The sequence below is a fragment of the Novosphingobium sp. PhB55 genome, assembly GCF_004368805.1.
Lineage (GTDB): Bacteria > Pseudomonadota > Alphaproteobacteria > Sphingomonadales > Sphingomonadaceae > Novosphingobium.
In genome coordinates, this window is record NZ_SODQ01000019.1 from 1 (window position 1) to 17198 (window position 17198).

The following is a 17198-nucleotide window of genomic DNA, read 5'->3' on the forward strand; positions in this document are numbered from 1 at the left end:
AATGGTGACGCGGGGTGGAGCAGCCCGGTAGCTCGTCAGGCTCATAACCTGAAGGTCGCAGGTTCAAATCCTGCCCCCGCAACCATGAACATACCCACAGACACGCACAACAGGCCAGGCATGCGCGCGCCGTGGCGCCGCATATGCGCCAGTAAAACCCGAGAGGAGGAGCAGGCCGCAGGGACGTTACCTTGCGTGCGCAACTGACCGTACGCCGAGGCGCCCGGCAACCGGACCTGGTCCTTCCGAACTCATCGCCGACAGAAGATACCCCCCACGCGCTGGAGAATCCTCGGAGGCCCGGATCGCATCGACTCCCTCGCAGGCTCGGATGAACGGTCGATCACGCGGCCGATAGCATGGTGGGCTCTAGGCTACGGGTTGCCGCAAAGGTCACGCTGGGAAAGTCGCGCAGCTTCTGAAACCGAAGTTGCTGGCGCCCCTTCGCAAACGCCCCGGCGGGCCGTTTAATTGTGCCCGAGCCAGGCCCGGCGCAGGTGGCGGATGGGCTGTCCCAGAATTTGTCACGCACTTAAACCGCCAGAAAACGCCAGTGGTCAGCTATAAAGCACGGTCTCAATCACCGCAGATCAACCCGCTCAAGGGATACCTGCACCGATCAGCGTTCGAGCCGACAGGTGTTCCAGTCACCCAATGGTAGCAAGACGCGCTCGCGTATTCTGGCGACGCCGCGATCGGTGCGTTTGATGACATTCGATACCGTCATGGCGAAATTGCCCGCGAGACCGGCTGCATTATGCCTCGCCAGGCGATTGCTATCGTCCAGCGTTCGGCGCTTTGATTGAGGTAGGCGGACCATGCCAAGGGATCCTACGCAAGATGGCGTGCTGTCATGCGAGCGGAGTCGCCGCTCGGCGCATGTCGGGCAGGCGTATGCGGCCGATGATCGAGATCATCATGTTTGGAAATCGCAGCGGAGGAAAGCCTGCTCGGGGCGAGGCGGCAATTTTTGGCGGATGCCGAGACAATGCTGGATGTGTGTGGTCACGACGCGCTGAGGGCTGTCCGATTGTCCGCCGCAGACACCTCGTCAGGAGCGGGTGTCGCCCGTTCGCTGGCGGCATTCGCTGCATTTCCCGGTTGCCTCGACAATCAGCCGGTCGAGGCGAAGGCCGTGGTTTTCCAGGGCGAGGCGGAGCGCTGTGTCTATCTCGGGGTGGTCGTGCTGGAACGCCCGGCTGCAATCGTTGCAGACAAATACGATCGCGCCGGGGGTTGGTCGGGTCGGGCAATAGGCGTTGAGCGCCTCGATCCGCCGGACGCGGCCCTGCCGGACCAGTTCGGCAAGCGCGCGATAGACTTGTGCGGGATAGAGCCGTTCTTCTCTTTCGGCGGCAAGGCGCGCCAGGTCGTAGGCGGACGCGGGGGCTGCGGCCTGCTTGAGCAGGTCTTCGACCAGGCGCACGAGTTCGCCGTTGCGCCGGGTCTTCCGCCCGTTTTTCGAGACATCCTCCATGATGCGGGCAGGTGAGGGACGAGCCGTTGCCGTCCCTCACCGATGGCTCAGAAGTTCAGGCGGGCGGTCACGCGAATGTCGCGGCCGCTGAGAGGGGCATAATCCTTGAGGAACGACGCGGCGCGGCGGGCGACGACGTCGAAGATGTTGTTGGTCGACAGCGCGAAGCTGAGCGGTCGTTCGTCGCCCCAGGGGCGGAAGTTCACTTCGGCATTGACCATCGTGAAGCCCGGCGCGGTGGTTTCGAACTCCGAGATACGCTTCTGCGCCCAGACATGTTCGACTTCGCCGCGCACGTCGACCTTGGGCGTCTGAACCCCGAGGCCACCGAGAACTCGGAGTGGTGGTATACGCGGGGCGGCGCCGACGTTCACGATGTTGGCGTGGACATAGTCGCCCAGCGCATCGGCCACGATCCGGGCGCTGCCAATCTTCGCCAGCGTCAAGGTGCCCTGCGCTTCGAAGCCGTAGTAGCGTGCATCGGCCTGGCGGAAGGCGTAGACGGGCAGCCCGTCTTCGACATCGCCGGTAAGGTCCTCGTAGATGAAGTTCGAGAACCAGGTGTGATAGGCCGAGGCTTCGAACGTGTAGTTCTCGCCGCTGCCGCGCAGGACGGCTTCCACGCCCCATGACTTTTCCAGCCTGAAATCGGGATCGCCCAGTTCGTAGGCCTCGGTGCCGGCATGGGGTCCGTTGGCGAAAAGTTCCTCGGCGGCCGGTGCGCGTTCGGTGCGGGAGAGGTTCAGGCCGATGCGCCAGTCCTGCGTGAGGCCGTAGGAGGCGCCGAGCGAGCCGGAGAAGGCATCGAAATTACGATTGCCGCCGAAGAACTGGGCCTGATCGCCCACGGGATGGGCAGACAGGGCGGTGTGCTCGAAGCGGGCTCCGGCCTCGAACTTCAGCGCGCCGTAATCGAGCTGCTGGAGCGTGAAGAGGCCGACTTGTGTGGTCGAGTTCTTCGGCAGGAAAGCCTCTTCGCCGATCACGTTGAAGTCGCGGTTGAACAACTGGATGCCGGTGGCGCCGCGCCAGGCGCCGTGCTGGGCCTGGGTGAATTCCAGGCGGCCTTCCATGCCCTTGTTGTAGAAAGTGGTCCCGACTTCGCCGTCTTCCTCCAGTTCGGCATGGGAATAGTCCGCATAGCCGAGCCGCAGCGAGACCTTGTCCAGGATCTTGCCGTCGCCATCGACTTCCGCGCGCAGGTCCACGCGGTCCTGTTTCATGCTGAGCCGCGGCGCTTCCTGCTCCTGGCCGGCCTCTGTCGCGAAGCGGATCGGAACGCCGTAGAGGCTGTCGTAGTGGCTGTAGGACAGGCCGATGTTACCGCCGTCGCCGATATAGGCGAGCCCGGCACCGGCGGTCCAGGTCTTGGCGCCCGAATTCGGGAGCTTGCCCTTGACGGCGGCGTTGGCTGCGAAATCGATGGGCTCCTCATCGCTCGGATCGGCAGGCAGGAGGCTGGAGGCGAGTGCCTGCCGGCGCAGCGCCGGGGTGAGCGCGTGGCCGCCGATGCGCATGTCGTCGCTCTTGAGATAGCTGCCGTCGACATGGGCAACCCACTGGCTGGAGAGGCGCACGTCGGCGGATCCGGCGGTGGAACGCTCGTCGGCGGCCGATCCGTATGTCGCGATGGCGCCCAGGTGGATCGCCTCGTCGGGAACCGAGGTCGGAATGCGCTTGTCGATCACATTGACGACACCGCCGATGGCCGACGAGCCATAGAGCAGCGACTGCGGTCCGCGCAGCACCTCGATGCGTTCGGCCAGCAGCGGATTGACGACGACGGCGTGATCGACCGAGGTGTTGGAGACGTCGATCGAACCGAGGCCGTTGGTCAGCACGCGCACCCGCTCACCCTGCAGCCCGCGCAGGATCGGACGCGAGGCGCTGGGGCCGAAGGAACTGGCGGAAACGCCCGGTTCGTGCTGGAGCGTTTCGCCGATCGAGGGACGGATCGCCTGGGTAAGTTCCTTGCCTTCCACGACGGCGACGCTCGACAGCATGTCCTGGCGCTTCGTCGGCAGCACGCCGGTCACGACGATGTCGGAGCCGGTGCTGTGATGGTAGCCGTCTGCGTCACCGTTCGTGCTGCGGTCTGCAGGTTCGGCTTGCGCATGTGCGAGCGCGGGGAGCGCGAAGAGGGCGAGGGCGCTGCTGGAAAGCAATCGAAGTCTCATGGCGGGGCCTTTATGCTGTCAATGAGATGGGACGGTATAACGTAACATTGCGCCCGCGAACGTTTCCGTGCCCGGGCGGCCATCGGGTAGTCCTGCTAACGACATGTTACAACATAACATCAAACTGTTGCGGGATTTTGTCCGGAGCGATCCGCAGACCGATGCCGATTTGCTACACTTTGGAAGGTCGCCTGCTCGGTGCGAGCCGCCTTGCCGGGGTGCTTTCGGCGTCGAGTGGGCGTGTGTTTGCATGCAGCGCGAAGGATCAGAAGACCCGCCTGCACGCGTATTATTGCGCTGATGCCCTACGCTGTCTCGGCATATTCCGGTTCGAAGTCAAAGACCTGCGGCCACCCCATGCGGCCGAACACCGCAAGGGATGGCCGCATGGGGCGGGTCAGAAATAGTAGCCGAAGATCATCATGAAGGCCGCCTTGAACCTGTCGTCGCCGCCCTGGGCTGCACCGGAAATGAACTGGCCGGCGCCGACATAGGGATCGTTCCGACCGAGCAGGAACTCGGAGAAGACCTTGATCCTGCCTTTGTCCTTGGCCGTCCATACGGCGCCGAGATCGAAGCGCTCGCTGTCGCGGAAGCCGGCGGCGTCCTTCATGAAGCGGCCGTAATTGGCGTAGACGAGCAGGTCGAAGGGCAGCTTGCCGGTGTCGATCGTGCGGCCGATCTCGCCGAAGGCGTAAGTGCCTTTGGCGGCGATGTTATAGCTTCCGTCGAAGCCGCCGACCGAGATCATGTCGTTGCGGCCGGGGTTGCGCGGGTCGATATCCTGCCGCGCGACCAGGGCCTTGGCGCTCCACGGGCCGTGGCTGCCCGTCAGGCTGAAGGCGAAGAGGTGCTTGCTGCCCTCCTTATCGGTGTCGAAATTGTAGATGCTGGAAATCCAGGCCGAGGCGGTCGCTTTCAGCGTGGTGTCCTGGTTGTTCACAAGCGCGTACTGGACGTTGCCGATGATCATCTTGCGCTCATCATTGCGCGAACCGTCCGGAACGTAGCTGTCGGCCTTGGCGATGTTCGTGGAATAGCGCGAGGAATCGGTGCTGATGCCCATGCCATTGGGTCCGCTCGACGGGAAGAAGCCCAGTTCCACGCGGTAGTCCGCGGTCTGGCGCTTGAACTTCATGCCAAGGTTGTAGGTCTCTTCCATGCCGTAGACGAAGCCGAGATCGTCGAGGATCGACGAGCCCCAGTAGCGGTCGTCGAAAGGCACGGGCTGTACGCCCACGGTCACGCTGTCCGTGGCGTTGAGCTTGGCGCCGGCATAGGCGTACATCAGGAAGTTCACCTCGCCGACATGGCCGTCGTAGCCGCCGTTCTTGCCGTAGATGAAGCTGCCGCCGTAGACGCGGTACTGGGCCGCGCCGAAGAAGCGCGTGGAATCGTAGTCGGCCGTCAAGGCCAGGGTATCGAACGACAAGTGGCTGGACGTCCGGCGCTGGCCCGCGCTGCCGACATCGTTGAAGCGCAGGTCATAGCGGCCGCGCAGGGCGGCGCCGATCTTGAGCCTGGCCTTGGTTGCGGCTTCAGTCGGAGGTGCGGGTGCCGGCGCCGCCTCGACCTTCGGCGTCTCCGGAGCCGCATCTTTGGGGGCGGGCCCAGGGGCAGGCGAGAAGGCGGCGACCTGGGCGGCGCAGCTGTCTGCGGATGCAGTGCAGTCGGCAGGCGCATGATCGAGGGTGCCCGGCGCGGATGCGGCCAGGACGACGGGAACGAGAACGGGGAGCATGACTCTTCCTTGGCGACAGGGCGGCCGCAGCGAGGATGACGGGAATGTCGAATATGCGTTTTAGGCGGCGCCTGGGCGCTCCGGCTTCAGAGTCCCGGTTTTATTGGCCGCTCGCCTTCGATGGAGAGGCCGTAGCCCGCCAGCGCCACCGGAGTTCGGTGCGTATTGGTCAGCAGCGTCATCTTCTCGATGCCGAGGTCCGTCAGGATCATGGCGCCCACGCCGTAGTCGCGCAGTTCGTCCATGTCGGCGGGCGAGAGCGTGCCCGCCTGCGCTTTCAGGGCCATGGTAAAGCGATCGTTGCGCGCCCGGTTGATGGCGATCACCACGCCCGCACCTTCTTCGGCAATCGCCTGCATGGCGCTTTCGAGCACGCCCGATCCGCTGCTCTGCGCGGCGAAGATGTCGGTGAGCGTGGAAATCACATGCATGCGCACGAGCGTCGGCCTGACCGGGTCGATCCTGCCTTTCACGAGCGCGATTTGTTCCGTGTCCGTGGCGCGATTGCGGTAGGTGATCGCCTGCCAGTCTCCGCCCCAGCGGCTGTGGAAACTGGCCTGTGCGGTACGCTCCACCAGGGTATCATGGCGGCGACGATAGGCGATGAGGTCGCGGATCGTTCCGACCTTGAGGCCGTGGAGCCGGGAAAAGGCGATGAGGTCGTCGAGCCGTGCCATCGTGCCGTCCTCTTTCATGATCTCGCAGATCACGCCCGAGGGATTGAGGCCCGCCAGCCTGGCGACATCGACGGCCGCCTCGGTATGGCCCGCCCGGACCAGCACACCGCCTTCGCGGGCGATGAGGGGAAAGACGTGGCCGGGCGTGACGATTTCGTCGCTGCCCTTGGTCCCGTCGATGGCGACGGCGATGGTCCGCGCGCGGTCCGCCGCCGAAATGCCGGTGGTGACGCCGACGCGGGCCTCGATCGAAGTGGTGAAGGCGGTGCCGTGCTTCGTGCCGTTGCGGGCGCTCATCAGGCCGATGCCGAGCTGGCTGACGCGGCTTTCGGTCATGGCTAGGCAGATCAGTCCCTTGCCGTAGCGCGCCATGAAGTTGATCTTCTCGGGCGTGGCCATCTGCGCGGGGATGACGAGATCCCCCTCGTTCTCGCGGTCCTCGTCATCGACGAGGATGAACATGCGGCCGTTTCTGGCCTCGTCGATGATTTCCTCCGCAGTCGAGAGGAAGCTCTTGTTCTCATGCTCCAGGGCTATCGTGGCCATGTCGCTCTCCCAGGTGTGCGTGTTCATTCGGCCGGGCAGGGGGCGGCGGCGAGATCCGCCTTCCGTCCCGCGCCGAGTGCCAGGTAGACCGCCGTGGTGACGGCCGGTGCGATCAGCCAGCCCACGTCCACGCCGTCCAGCGCCTTGGCGAAGGGGCCGGTGTAGATGCTGCTCGCCAGGAAGGGCAGCTGCACCGCGATGCCTGCGACGTAGGCCGCGGCCGCCCGCAAGTCGATCAGGCCGTAGATGCCGCCGTCGGCGCGGAAGAACGAGTCGATGTCATAGCGGCCCTTACGGATGAAGTAGAAGTCGACGATGTTGATCGTGGCCCAGGGCGCCAGGACGACCATCAGGCCGATGACGAAGCCGATGAAGCGGGGCACGAAGTCGTCCGCAGAAGTCGTCGCCACGGCCAGGCAGCCGGCCAGCACCAGGGTGGACAGCACCACGCGCGCCTTGCGGCCCGGCTGCCAGGAGGCGAAGAACGTCTGCGCCATGGTGATGAGGGACAGTACGGCGCCGTAGATGTTGAGGGCGTTGTGGCTGATGATGTTGAAGACGAACAGCGCCATCAGCACCGGTGCCAGCATGCCGGTGGCGCCGCTGACGATGGCCATCGGGTCGGCGTTCGCCGGCGCACCGGCCACGGCTACCGCGCCCAGGGTGAACGAGGCGCCCGCGCCGAGGGCGGCGCCTGCGAAGCTGGCCAGGAAGGGCGCGCGAATGCCGACGCTGGGCGGCAGGTAGCGCGAATAGTCCGAGGTGTAGCAGGCATAGGAAATGTGCCAGACCGCGGCAAGCGAGAACATCGCCAGCCAGCCGATCGCCGAGCCCTGGCCCTGGGTCCAGAGACCAGCCGGCATGAGCGCCACGAGGTTGACGAAGGCGAAGATCAGCCCGGCCCCCATGAACCACATGCCGACACGGTTGAGCATGTGGATCACGTTGTAGCCCAGGATGCCGATCCCGGCTGCGGCCAGGGCGCAAAGCACGGCGCCGACCGGCAGGCCCACCGCGGGCTGCAGCGCGTGGACCGACTTTGCGGCCAGCACGATGTTGGAGATGAAGAAGCCGACGTAGAGCAGGGTCGCGAACGTTACCACCAGCAGCGCACCGTAGCGGCCGAACTGTCCGCGGCTCTGGATCATCTGCGCCAGGCCCATCTGCGGCCCCTGCGCGGAACAGGCACCCAGTACCAGAGCACCCACGAGGTGGCCCAGCACGATGGCGGAAATGCCCCAGGTCAAGGGCAGGTGATAGACCTGCACCGCCATGGCGCCCGTCACCACCGGCAGCGGCGCGATATTGGTCGTGAACCAAAGCGTGAAGAGATCGCGCACTTTTCCGTGCCGTTCCGCCAGCGGCACGAAGCCGATGCTGTTTTCCTCGATCACCCCGGCCGAGGTATCACCCGCTTTACCCATGCTTCAGTTATCCTCTTGCACCATCGTTTTTGTGGTATACCATCGGACGGTATTCTTGCTTCGAGCGAGTCGCAAGAGAAATTTTAAGCCCCGCCACGAGCGAGGCTGGGAAAAGGATGGATGATGAAGTTCTCGATCTTTCTGCACATGGAGCGTTACGACGCCTCGGTCTCGCACCATAAGCTCTTCGAAGAATTGCTTGAATTGTGCGACATGGCCGAGGCTGGCGGCATGGACAAAGTCTGGATCGGCGAGCACCACGCGATGGAATATACCATCTCGCCGAACCCGATTCCGCTGCTCTCGGCCGTGGCCGGGCGAACCAGCCGCATCCGCCTGGGCGCCGGCACCTTCATCGCGCCGTTCTGGCACCCGATTCGCATGGCCGGCGAAGCCGCCCTGCTGGACGTGATCAGCAACGGCCGTGCCGAAGTGGGACTGGCGCGGGGCGCCTATCAGTTCGAATTCGATCGCATGCTCAACGGTGTATCCGCGACGGACGGCGGCAAGTACCTGCGCGAGATGGTGCCGCTGCTCCAGCCCCTTTGGGAAGGCGATGTCGAGCATGACGGCGAGATCTGGAAGTTCCCCACTTCCACCAGCGTGCCCAAGCCGATCCAGGCCCGCCCGCCGCTGTGGATCGCCGCGCGCGACCCCGATTCGCACAAGTTCGCCGTCGCCAACGGCTGCAACGTGATGGTGACCCCGCTCGCCAAGGGCGATGCCGAAGTGGCCGATCTCATGACCAAGTTCGAGAACGCCATCGAAGCTGCGCCGCAGATCACCGAGCGCCCCCGGATCATGGTGCTGCAGCATGCCCACGTCCATACCGGCGATGACGACTGGCAGGCCGCGGCGGAAGGCATCTCGTTCTTCTTCCGCTCGTTCGGCGCCTGGTTCGGCAACAAGACGCCGCCGGTCAATGGTTTCCAGACCGCCGTTCCGCCGATCAACCCGGAGAAGTTCCCCGAGTACGTGCCCGAGACGCTGCGCAAGAACGTCATGATCGGCAAGCCGGACGAGCTGATCGAGCGCCTGAAGAGCTACGAGGCGCTGGGCGTCGACGAGTACAGCATCTGGGTCGATAACAGCCTCTCGTTCGAGGAAAAGCGCGAATCGCTGCGCCTGTTCATCGACCACGTCCTTCCGGCCTTCGCCTGACCGCGATGGCCAAGGCCTACTGGATCGCCCGGGTCAATGTGACGGACCCGCAGGCTTACGCCGGTTACATGGCCCTTGGACCGGCCGCCCTGATCGCCAATGGCGGAAAGCTGTTGTCGCGGGGCGGTCGTTCGGTGGCGCTCGAAGGGCCGGAGCCTTTCGAGCGCACGGTCGTGATAGAGTTTCCCAGCATGGAGGCTGCGCTGGCCTGCCATGCCTCGCCCGAATACAGCGCCGCCCGCGCCGCGCGCGAAGGCGCGGCCGAAGTGGAAATCGTGATCGTGGAAGGACTGGAACAGGATGACCGATAGACCGCAGGACGAAAAGTTCGGACGCGGCCTCGCCACCCGGCGTGAAGTGCTGGGCGATGCCTATGTCGACAAGGCGCTCGACGGCGCGGACGATTTCAACTGGGCCATGCAGGAACTGACGACGAAGTACTGCTGGGACGAAATCTGGAACCGGCCCGGTCTCGACCGCCGCAGCCGCTCGATCCTCAACCTGGGCATGATCGCGGCGCTCAACCGCAGCCACGAGTTCAAGGCGCATATTCGCGGCGCGCTGACCAACGGCCTGACGCGTGAGGAGATCCGCGAAGTGCTGTTGCAGATCGCCGTCTACGTGGGGATCCCGGCCGGGGTGGACAGCTTCCGCCTCGCCCGCGAGGTCTTTGCGGAGATCGACGCGCAAGGCTGACGCACGGCGTCCTGTTCAAGATGTCATGATCCGGGAAACGAAAAAGCGCCGGTATCCTCATGGATGCCGGCGCTTCTCTGTTGCGACCCAAGGGTCCGTAACGTGGGGGTTAAAGCCCGCCCATCATCACGTATTTCAGTTCGAGATAGTCGGTGATGCCGTGGCGGGAGCCTTCGCGGCCCATGCCAGAGGCCTTGATCCCGCCGAACGGGGCGACTTCGGTGGAGATCGCTGCCTCGTTCAGCCCGACCATGCCGTATTCCAGGGCTCCGGCGACGCGCATGGCGCGTCCGATGTCGCGGGTATAGGCATAGGCGGCCAGACCGAACTCGGTGTCGTTGGCCAGACGGATCGCCTCTTCCTCGGTCTCGAAGCGGATTACGGCGGCGAGAGGCCCGAAGGTTTCCTCCGAGGCGACCAGCGCATCGCGCGGAACGTCGGCGATCAGCGTGGGCGGGAAGAACAGGCCTTCCTGCCGCGTTCCACCCGCCAGCAGACGTCCGCCGCGGGCGACGGCATCCGCCACATGCTGCTCCACTTTCTCGACGGCGCGCGCATTGATGAGCGGACCGATCGTCACGCCCGCATCCGTGCCGCGGCCGAGGACCAGGCCCTCGACCCGCTGCCGAAGCCGCTCGACGAAGGCGTCATGGATGCCGTCCTGCACGAGGAAGCGGTTCACGCAGACGCAGGTCTGCCCGGCATTGCGGTACTTGCCCAGCAATGCCCCTTCCACGGCCGCATCGATATCGGCATCGTCGAACACCAGGAACGGCGCGTTTCCGCCCAGTTCCAGCGAGAGCCGCTTCAACGTGGGCGCGGACTGTTCGTAGAGCTTGCGGCCCACCCCGGTAGAGCCGGTGAAGGAGAGCTTGCGCACGACATCGCTGCTCATGAAAGCCTCGCCGATGGCCGCGGCTTCACCGGTGATGACGCTGAGCAACCCAGCGGGCAGGCCCGCTTCCTCGGCCAGCGCCGCCAGGGCGAGCGCCGTCAGCGGCGTTTCCGGCGCGGGCTTGACGATGATCGCGCAGCCCGCCGCAAGCGCCGGGGCGACCTTGCGGGTCACCATGGCCGCCGGGAAGTTCCACGGCGTGATCGCGGCGACGACGCCTACCGGCTCGCTCCAGACCAGGATGCGCTGGTTCGAACGGGGCGCGGGGATCACTTCGCCCTCGATCCGCCGCGCTTCTTCCGCGAACCAGCGCACGAAGCTGGCGGCATAGAGCACTTCGCCGCGCGCTTCGGCCAGCGGCTTGCCCTGTTCGGCGGTGAGGATGGCCGCGAGTGCTTCCTGGTGCTCCAGGAGCAGCGCATGCCAGCGCAGCAGCAGGTCGGCACGCTCGCCTGCGGGCCGGGCGCGCCATTCGGCTTGCGCCTGCTCCGCCGCCTCGATGGCGGTCCGGGTCTCGGCCGCGCCGAGGTAGGGCACTTGCGCGATGACATCGCCGGTCGCCGGGTCGGTCACCGGCACCGTATCCAGCGATACGGTCCAGATCCCGCCGACGAAAGCCTGATCGCGGAAGGGGTGAAGATCCCGGATCGTCATGCGCCCGCGACCTCCTTTTCCAGGTGAGCGTGATTGCTCATCTGCCCGCGGTGATAAAGCAGCACGCCGCTTTCGCAGCGGTCTATGCGCAGCACTTCGCCCACGAGAATGGCATGGTCACCGCCTTCGTATTCGCGCCAGAGGCTGCATTCGAGCACGCAGCTGGCGCCCTGGAGCAGCGGGTTGCCGAGATCGCTCAGCGTCCATTCCAGTGCCGCCACTTTGTCCGTGCCCTTCGAGGCGAAGGCCATGGCCAGCGCCTCCTGCTCGGCCGCGAGGATGTGGATCGCGAAACGCCCGCCGCGCACGAGGTGCGGATAAGTGGCGGAAGTCAGGGCCGGGCACACCAGCACCAGCGGCGGGTCCAGCGACAGCGAGGTGAAGGCGCTGGCGGTAAAGCCCACCAGGGCGCCTTGCTCGTCGAGGGCGGTCACGACCGTGACGCCCGATGGGAATTCGGCCATGGCCTTGCGGAATTCGGCCGGATCGATTGCGCTTGTCGTCATGTCGCTATCTCCTCTCACCGCATCACGAAGGGGTCGCCCATCGGCTGTTCCGACAGGTTGACCCAGACGGTCTTCAGTTCGGTGTAGTCCAGCACGGCATGGATGCCGCCCTCGCGTCCGTAACCGCTTGCGCCGAAGCCGCCGATCGGCGCCATGGCGGAGACGGCGCGGTAAGTGTTCACCCAGACGATCCCGGCATGGACGTCGCGGGCGAAGCGGTGTGCGCGGCCGATGTCGCGCGTCCAGATGCCCGCGGCCAGGGCGTATTCGGTGCCGTTGGCCAGCGCGAGCGCTTCGGCGTCGTCGGAGAAGCGCATGATCGCGGCGACGGGACCGAACACTTCGTTCTGCACCACGTCGAGCTGGTCGGAGCTGCACGCCAGCAGGGTCGGCTCGTAATACCAGCCCTCGCGGCCGGCGTGGCGCTGGCCGCCGGCCAGCACTTCGGCGCCTTCCTCGCGGGCGCGGCCGACCATGCTCTCCACCACGCCGAGCTGCTGTTCGGTGGCCATGGGGCCCATGTCCGAATCCGGGTCGAGCGGATCGCCGATGCGGATGCGGGCCATCCGCTCGGTCAGCGCGGCAACGAAGCGATCGTAGATGCCGTCCTGCACCAGCAGCCGCGAACCGGCGACGCAGCTCTGGCCCGAAGCGGCATAGACGCCCGCGACGGCGCCGTTCACCGCGCTCTGCAGGTCGGCATCGTCGAACACGATGTTGGCCGACTTGCCGCCCAGTTCCAGCGACAGCTTGGCGAAGTTCTCGGCACTGGCCTTGATGACGTGGCGCGCGGTCGAAGGTCCGCCGGTGAAGGCGATTCGGCGCACGAGCGGGTGCCGGGTGAGGGCAGCACCGGCGCTGGGGCCAAGCCCGGTCACGACATTGACCACGCCTGCCGGGAACCCGGCCTGCTCGACCAGCGCGGCGAAGCGCAGGATGCTGGCGGAGGCATGTTCCGAAGGCTTGATGACCAGGGTGTTCCCGGCGGCGAGCGCAGGGGCCAGCTTGATAGCGGTCAGGTAGAGCGGGCTGTTCCAGGGAATGATCGCGGCAACGACGCCCAGCGGCTCGGGCACGGTGAAGGCGAACATGTCCGCCTTGTCGATCGGCAGGGTGCTGCCTTCCAGCTTGTCGGCCAGACCGGCACTGTAGTGGAAGAATTCGGGCAGATAGGCCAGTTGGCCGCGCGTTTCGCGGATGAGCTTGCCGTTGTCCTGCGTTTCCAGTTCGGCCAGTTCGCCCGCATGCTCGGCGATCAGGTCGCCCAGGCGGCGCAGCAGCTTGCCGCGCGCGGTGGCAGTGAGGGCGCGCCATGCCGCGCTGCGGAACGCGGCATCGGCAGCGCGCACGGCGCGGTCGGCGTCGGCTTCGTCGGCATCGGGCAGGACCGACCAGACCTGGCCGGTTGCGGGATTGCGCGATTCATACGTCCGGCCGGAAGCAGCGTCGATCCACGCGCCGTCCACCAGCATCTGGAATTTCCGTGTCGTCATGAAGCCTCTCCGGCAGTTATGGGCGCCTGGGTGATCGTAGCGAGGTAGCCCAGGAGCAGGGCATTGGTTTCTTCCGGCATTTCCACCGGCATCATGTGGCGCGCATGGGCGATGACTTCGGCTTGCGCGCCGGGGATGCGGGCCGCCAGTTTGCGGGTCATCTCGGGCGTGGAGCCGACATCGAACTCCCCGGTGGCGACCAGCGTGGGCACCGCGATCTCGCCGAGGCGGTCGGCGCCGAAATTGTCCTGGCTGGCAAAAAGGCCATAGGACGTGAGGTAGCCGTGATGGTCGTTGCCCGCCATATGGGCGCGCAAGTCGGCGATATAGCCGGGCTGGGCGGCACGGAACTGCGGCGTGAACCAGCGCTCGATCGCGGCATCGGCATTGGCGGCCGGGCCCGCCTGCCGCACTTCGTCCACCCGGCCCAGGATCGTGGCGCGCACGGCCTCGGAACGGTCGAAGACGCCGTTGAGCAGGATCAGGCCCGAAAGGCGGCCGGGAAAGCGAAAGGCGAAGGCGCGTGCCACCAGGGCGCCCATCGAGAACCCGATCAGCACCGCCTTGTCGATGGCCAGATGATCCATCAGTTCGGCCACCTGGTCGGCATAGTCGCCCAGCCCGGCATCGGCGGCCGGCGCGGCGCTTCCGCCATGCCCGAGCATGTCCAGCGTGATGACGCGGTAGGCATCCTGAAGCGCGGTCTTCTGCGCGCTCCACATGGCCTGCGACAGTCCGACGCCGTGGATCAGGATCACGGGCGGATTGTCTCCGCCCGTGTCCTCATAGGCCGTCGGGAAAGGGTTCGCGCCCACCGTCAGCCCTGCTGCGCGGCCTTCTCCGCGGCAATGGCTTCCAGGTCGAGGTAGCGATTGCCGATGCGCGGATGCACGCGGCCACCGTCGGCAGCGCCGAGCACGATCACGATCTCGTCATCGAGCGGGGCGTCGGAAATGGCGAATTCGGCGGTGATGTAGTGCGAACGCTGGCCTTCGTCGTCCTTGTGCATCATCGGCACCTGGATCGAGGTGTTCTGGCCGCCGCGCTTGTTGGTGAAGCTGAGGTAGGACTTCGCATTCACCGCCTCGCGGTAGTGGTTGCCGAAGCGCAGGGTGTGGATCAGCGCCGAGGCATGCTCGATCTCGCCCGCGCCGCCGACGACGGCCGCCTTGCCATAGGCCTCGATCCTGTCCGCGCCGCCGATGGTCGCGGTCAGCTTATCGACGATGAGTGCGCCGAGATCGGAGGCATAGGCGCGGATCTCGGGCTGAAGGTCTTCCACGAAGTCACGGCCGGCCCAGGGGTTCTTCACGACAGCGGCCACGAGAACGGTGGTGACGGGACGTGCGGCGTCCTTGCCGCCTTCGATGCGGACTTCCTCGACATAGGACACGAGCTTGCGAATCTTCAGAGCCATCGGGCAACCTCCTTGGAATGTTGTATGGTGGTATACCAGAAGACTGGACACATGCAACGGTTCTTGTCATGAGAGTTTCAAGAGTAACGAAACCCTTTGTGGAGGATGATTTGGAACGGATCGAAGCGCGGCCGCAGACTTTGAGGCTCATCGCGCTGGATCGTGTGCGCGACGCCATCATGCAGGGGCAGATAGCGCCCGGCGAACGGCTGGTGGAACGCAGCCTGGGAGACCGTCTTGGCGTCAGCCGCTCGGTGATCCGGGAAGTCATCCGCAATCTGGAATCCGAAGGACTGGTGGAAAGCACACCATCCGGTCCGCGCCTTTCCACGATATCGCCGGAACAGGCGCAGCAGATCTACGAGATCCGCATGCAGCTTGAGTCCTCGGCGGCGGCCGCCTGCGCGGACCGGTCCTCGGCGGAAACCGTCGCCTTGCTGCGGGAGGCGCTGGCGGCGATCGAAGCGGCGCACAATGACAAGAACGCGATTGCCGCGCTCAATGCCTCCACGCATTTCTATGAGGTGATCTTCACCACCGGTGGGCATGAGATCGCCTTGGAAATCGTGCAGCGCCTCAATAGCCGCATCAGCCAGATGCGCGCGATGACGCTGTCGGTCGTCGGCCGCCAGGCTGCGGGGCTCAAGCGGCTATCCAAGATCGTCGATGCCATTGCCAACCGCAATGCGGATGCCGCGGCCAAGGCATGCCGCGAACATGTGCACGAGGCGTCGCTGATCGCCATCGAGATGCTGAAGAACAAGTAACGCCGCTTCGGCGCACAAAAAAAGGCCGGTCCCGAAGGACCGGCCGGAATAAGTTTTGGGAGAGGATGCCTGAAAGGCAGGGGCGATATGTCCCCGCTGCGGCCTTCCTGCAATTGCAGATTCTGCACTCCCAATTGCCTTTTTGCGACATTTCCGGGTGCAAGCCGCGCAATCCGGCCAAATCGATCGCTGCGTCCGATCTTTGGCATACCGTCCTATAATAAGACTGCCTTCCCGTCCGAGCAGAGGACCTCGATGCCGTCTTGCGCTTTTGCAGCACCGTTCCTGGTTTGCTGTCGGGAGTCTTCCGCGCGGGAGGCGCACTTTCCGTGCCTCGCAGCCGCCGCGGCCTGCCAAGACATTCCTGGAGCTGGAAAATGAGAGACGTGTTCAACCGCATGCATATCGCGGGCAAGCTGATGACGGTCGCCGGACTGGCCATCGCCGTGCTGCTCGTCATCGGCTTTACCGCCGTGGTCTTCGAGACGAAGTCCGCCGTCGGCACGCTGTCGGACCAGTCGGCCATCGCCCAGGCCGATGCCGAGGGTAACCAGGTGAAGACGGATATCGCCACGTTCGAGGCGACCGCCCGCACCCTGGCGGCCACCATAGGCAATCTGCACGCCGGCAATGCGCGAGATCGCGGCACCGCCACGAACGTGCTGAGGACGGACCTTCTCAAGTCGAAAGTCGCGCTTGGCGCCTGGACCATGATCGCGCCCGGCCAGTGGGATGGACCGGACGCGGGCAAAGGCGGCCAGCCCGGATCGAGCAGGGACGGCAACTTCCGCCCCTATTGGGTCAAGACCGACGGCACGCTTGCCCAGATCCCGAACAACGAATTGGAAGGATACGGCAAGCCCTTCTTCCGCCAGTCGTTCGAGAGCGGAGAGGGCGCGATCCTCGACCCCTATACTTTCGACGCGGGCGGCCGGACCGTGCTGATGACGTCGATCACCCAGCCGGTGCGCTCGGGAGACCGGGTGATCGGCGTGGCGGGTCTCGACATGGAACTGGGCAACATTTCCGAACGTCTGTCCAGGCTCAAGCCTTTCGGTACCGGCCGCGTCATGCTGCTTTCCGCGGGCGCGATCTGGGTGGCCAACCCGGATGCCGCCCGCCTTGGCAAGCTCTACGCCGATCCCGGTCTCGACGAGGTGAAGGCAGCCATCGCCAAGGGCGAGACGCGGGTGCTGACGGATATCGAGGTGGACGGTGTGGCGACTCGCCGCGTGGTCCGGCCGATCGCGTTCGAAGGCCTGAACACCACCTGGGCGCTGGTCCTGGACGTTCCCGAGGCGACGATTGCCGCGCCTGCACGCAGCATGGCCTGGCAGCTGGTGATCGGCGGCCTGGTGATCGTTGCGGCGGTGCTGGCCACGCTGTTCTATGCGGCCGGCGGCATCATCGGCCGTCCCATGGCCAAGCTTTCGGGCGCGGTGGACCGCCTGGCCAAGGGCGAGCACTGCGCCATTCCCGAACTGGGCCGCGAGGACGAGATCGGCACCATGGCCCGCGCCGCCGACGTGTTCCGCCAGGCCGCGGCCGACCGCGCGGAAGCCGACCG

The 17198-nt window shown here is 65.5% G+C and carries 14 protein-coding genes, 1 tRNA gene and 1 pseudogene; 6 read left to right on the forward strand and 10 right to left on the reverse strand.

Features of this window, described 5'->3' with window-relative positions; all coding sequences use genetic code 11:
* Nucleotides 1–8: 8 nt before the first annotated feature.
* Nucleotides 9–85, forward strand: a tRNA-Met gene (locus EDF57_RS25100).
* Between the two features lie 966 nt (nt 86–1051).
* Here the strand turns inward: EDF57_RS25100 and EDF57_RS25725 are convergent.
* From EDF57_RS25725 to EDF57_RS25125, 5 genes are all read right to left on the reverse strand, one after another.
* Complete coding sequence (locus EDF57_RS25725) at nt 1052–1477, reverse strand: hypothetical protein (RefSeq protein WP_208324965.1); 426 nt, start codon at nt 1475–1477, stop codon at nt 1052–1054.
* A gap of 47 nt (nt 1478–1524) precedes the next feature.
* Nucleotides 1525–3654: a TonB-dependent receptor gene (locus tag EDF57_RS25110; protein ID WP_134096365.1), complete on the reverse strand. Its 2130-nt coding sequence runs from the start codon at nt 3652–3654 to the stop codon at nt 1525–1527.
* 397 nt (nt 3655–4051) lie between these two features.
* Nucleotides 4052–5395 (reverse strand): hypothetical protein, encoded by a 1344-nt coding sequence (locus EDF57_RS25115; RefSeq protein ID WP_208324966.1) that lies wholly within the window; start codon nt 5393–5395, stop codon nt 4052–4054.
* Between the two features lie 86 nt (nt 5396–5481).
* Nucleotides 5482–6618, reverse strand: a complete 1137-nt coding sequence (gene ribB, locus EDF57_RS25120; protein ID WP_134096366.1) for a 3,4-dihydroxy-2-butanone-4-phosphate synthase — start codon at nt 6616–6618, stop codon at nt 5482–5484.
* A gap of 23 nt (nt 6619–6641) precedes the next feature.
* Nucleotides 6642–8042: a cytosine permease gene (locus EDF57_RS25125; RefSeq protein ID WP_132266125.1), complete on the reverse strand. Its 1401-nt coding sequence runs from the start codon at nt 8040–8042 to the stop codon at nt 6642–6644.
* 123 nt (nt 8043–8165) lie between these two features.
* On the opposite strand from EDF57_RS25125, the gene EDF57_RS25130 reads away from it, so the two are divergent.
* Genes EDF57_RS25130 through EDF57_RS25140 form a run of 3 tightly spaced genes read left to right on the forward strand, consistent with a single transcriptional unit; the run spans nt 8166 to nt 9899 of the window.
* Nucleotides 8166–9203: an LLM class flavin-dependent oxidoreductase gene (locus EDF57_RS25130; RefSeq protein ID WP_134096367.1), complete on the forward strand. Its 1038-nt coding sequence runs from the start codon at nt 8166–8168 to the stop codon at nt 9201–9203.
* 5 nt (nt 9204–9208) lie between these two features.
* A complete protein-coding gene (locus EDF57_RS25135) occupies nt 9209–9514 on the forward strand; it encodes a DUF1330 domain-containing protein (protein WP_134096368.1) in 306 nt (101 codons plus the stop codon).
* Nucleotides 9504–9899, forward strand: a complete 396-nt coding sequence (locus tag EDF57_RS25140; protein ID WP_134096369.1) for a carboxymuconolactone decarboxylase family protein — start codon at nt 9504–9506, stop codon at nt 9897–9899. Before EDF57_RS25135 ends, EDF57_RS25140 begins: the two co-directional genes overlap by 11 nt.
* Nucleotides 9900–10008: 109 nt before the next feature.
* On the opposite strand, the gene EDF57_RS25145 is transcribed toward EDF57_RS25140, so the two are convergent.
* The 5 genes from EDF57_RS25145 to EDF57_RS25165 are packed head-to-tail and all read right to left on the reverse strand — an operon-like array spanning nt 10009 to nt 14864.
* A complete protein-coding gene (locus tag EDF57_RS25145; RefSeq protein ID WP_134096370.1) occupies nt 10009–11448 on the reverse strand; it encodes an NAD-dependent succinate-semialdehyde dehydrogenase in 1440 nt (479 codons plus the stop codon).
* The gene (locus EDF57_RS25150; protein ID WP_134096371.1) at nt 11445–11954 is read right to left on the reverse strand and encodes a flavin reductase family protein; all 510 of its coding nucleotides are present in this window, start codon (nt 11952–11954) and stop codon (nt 11445–11447) included. Before EDF57_RS25150 ends, EDF57_RS25145 begins: the two co-directional genes overlap by 4 nt.
* A gap of 14 nt (nt 11955–11968) precedes the next feature.
* Nucleotides 11969–13447: an aldehyde dehydrogenase gene (locus EDF57_RS25155; protein WP_134096372.1), complete on the reverse strand. Its 1479-nt coding sequence runs from the start codon at nt 13445–13447 to the stop codon at nt 11969–11971.
* The gene (locus EDF57_RS25160) at nt 13444–14262 is read right to left on the reverse strand and encodes an alpha/beta fold hydrolase (protein WP_208324967.1); all 819 of its coding nucleotides are present in this window, start codon (nt 14260–14262) and stop codon (nt 13444–13446) included. The genes EDF57_RS25155 and EDF57_RS25160 overlap by 4 nt, the downstream gene beginning before the upstream one ends.
* Before the next feature lie 2 nt (nt 14263–14264).
* Nucleotides 14265–14864, reverse strand: coding sequence for an amino acid synthesis family protein (locus tag EDF57_RS25165; RefSeq protein ID WP_134096373.1), 600 nt, complete (start codon nt 14862–14864; stop codon nt 14265–14267).
* A 17-nt stretch (nt 14865–14881) separates the two neighbouring features.
* Between EDF57_RS25165 and EDF57_RS25170 the strand changes: the two genes are divergently transcribed.
* Both EDF57_RS25170 and EDF57_RS25175 read left to right on the forward strand, forming a co-directional pair.
* Nucleotides 14882–15631 carry a GntR family transcriptional regulator gene (locus EDF57_RS25170; protein ID WP_243841297.1) on the forward strand — a complete coding sequence of 250 codons (750 nt, stop codon included), beginning with the start codon at nt 14882–14884 and terminating at the stop codon, nt 15629–15631.
* A 377-nt stretch (nt 15632–16008) separates the two neighbouring features.
* Nucleotides 16009–17198: pseudogene (locus EDF57_RS25175) on the forward strand (HAMP domain-containing protein); the annotation flags it as partial.

Excerpts from the sequence above, each read along its gene's own strand:
- EDF57_RS25115 (WP_208324966.1), bottom strand. The coding sequence starts at position 5,395 with ATGCTCCCCGTTCTCGTTCCCGTCGTCCTGGCCGCATCCGCGCCGGGC.
- EDF57_RS25145 (WP_134096370.1), bottom strand. The coding sequence starts at position 11,448 with ATGACGATCCGGGATCTTCACCCCTTCCGCGATCAGGCTTTCGTCGGC.
- EDF57_RS25110 (WP_134096365.1), bottom strand. The coding sequence starts at position 3,654 with ATGAGACTTCGATTGCTTTCCAGCAGCGCCCTCGCCCTCTTCGCGCTC.
- EDF57_RS25170 (WP_243841297.1), top strand. The coding sequence starts at position 14,882 with ATGTTGTATGGTGGTATACCAGAAGACTGGACACATGCAACGGTTCTT.
- EDF57_RS25130 (WP_134096367.1), top strand. The coding sequence starts at position 8,166 with ATGAAGTTCTCGATCTTTCTGCACATGGAGCGTTACGACGCCTCGGTC.
- EDF57_RS25135 (WP_134096368.1), top strand. The coding sequence starts at position 9,209 with ATGGCCAAGGCCTACTGGATCGCCCGGGTCAATGTGACGGACCCGCAG.
- EDF57_RS25155 (WP_134096372.1), bottom strand. The coding sequence starts at position 13,447 with ATGACGACACGGAAATTCCAGATGCTGGTGGACGGCGCGTGGATCGAC.
- EDF57_RS25165 (WP_134096373.1), bottom strand. The coding sequence starts at position 14,864 with ATGGCTCTGAAGATTCGCAAGCTCGTGTCCTATGTCGAGGAAGTCCGC.
- EDF57_RS25140 (WP_134096369.1), top strand. The coding sequence starts at position 9,504 with ATGACCGATAGACCGCAGGACGAAAAGTTCGGACGCGGCCTCGCCACC.
- EDF57_RS25725 (WP_208324965.1), bottom strand. The coding sequence starts at position 1,477 with ATGGAGGATGTCTCGAAAAACGGGCGGAAGACCCGGCGCAACGGCGAA.
- EDF57_RS25125 (WP_132266125.1), bottom strand. The coding sequence starts at position 8,042 with ATGGGTAAAGCGGGTGATACCTCGGCCGGGGTGATCGAGGAAAACAGC.
- ribB (WP_134096366.1), bottom strand. The coding sequence starts at position 6,618 with ATGGCCACGATAGCCCTGGAGCATGAGAACAAGAGCTTCCTCTCGACT.
- EDF57_RS25150 (WP_134096371.1), bottom strand. The coding sequence starts at position 11,954 with ATGACGACAAGCGCAATCGATCCGGCCGAATTCCGCAAGGCCATGGCC.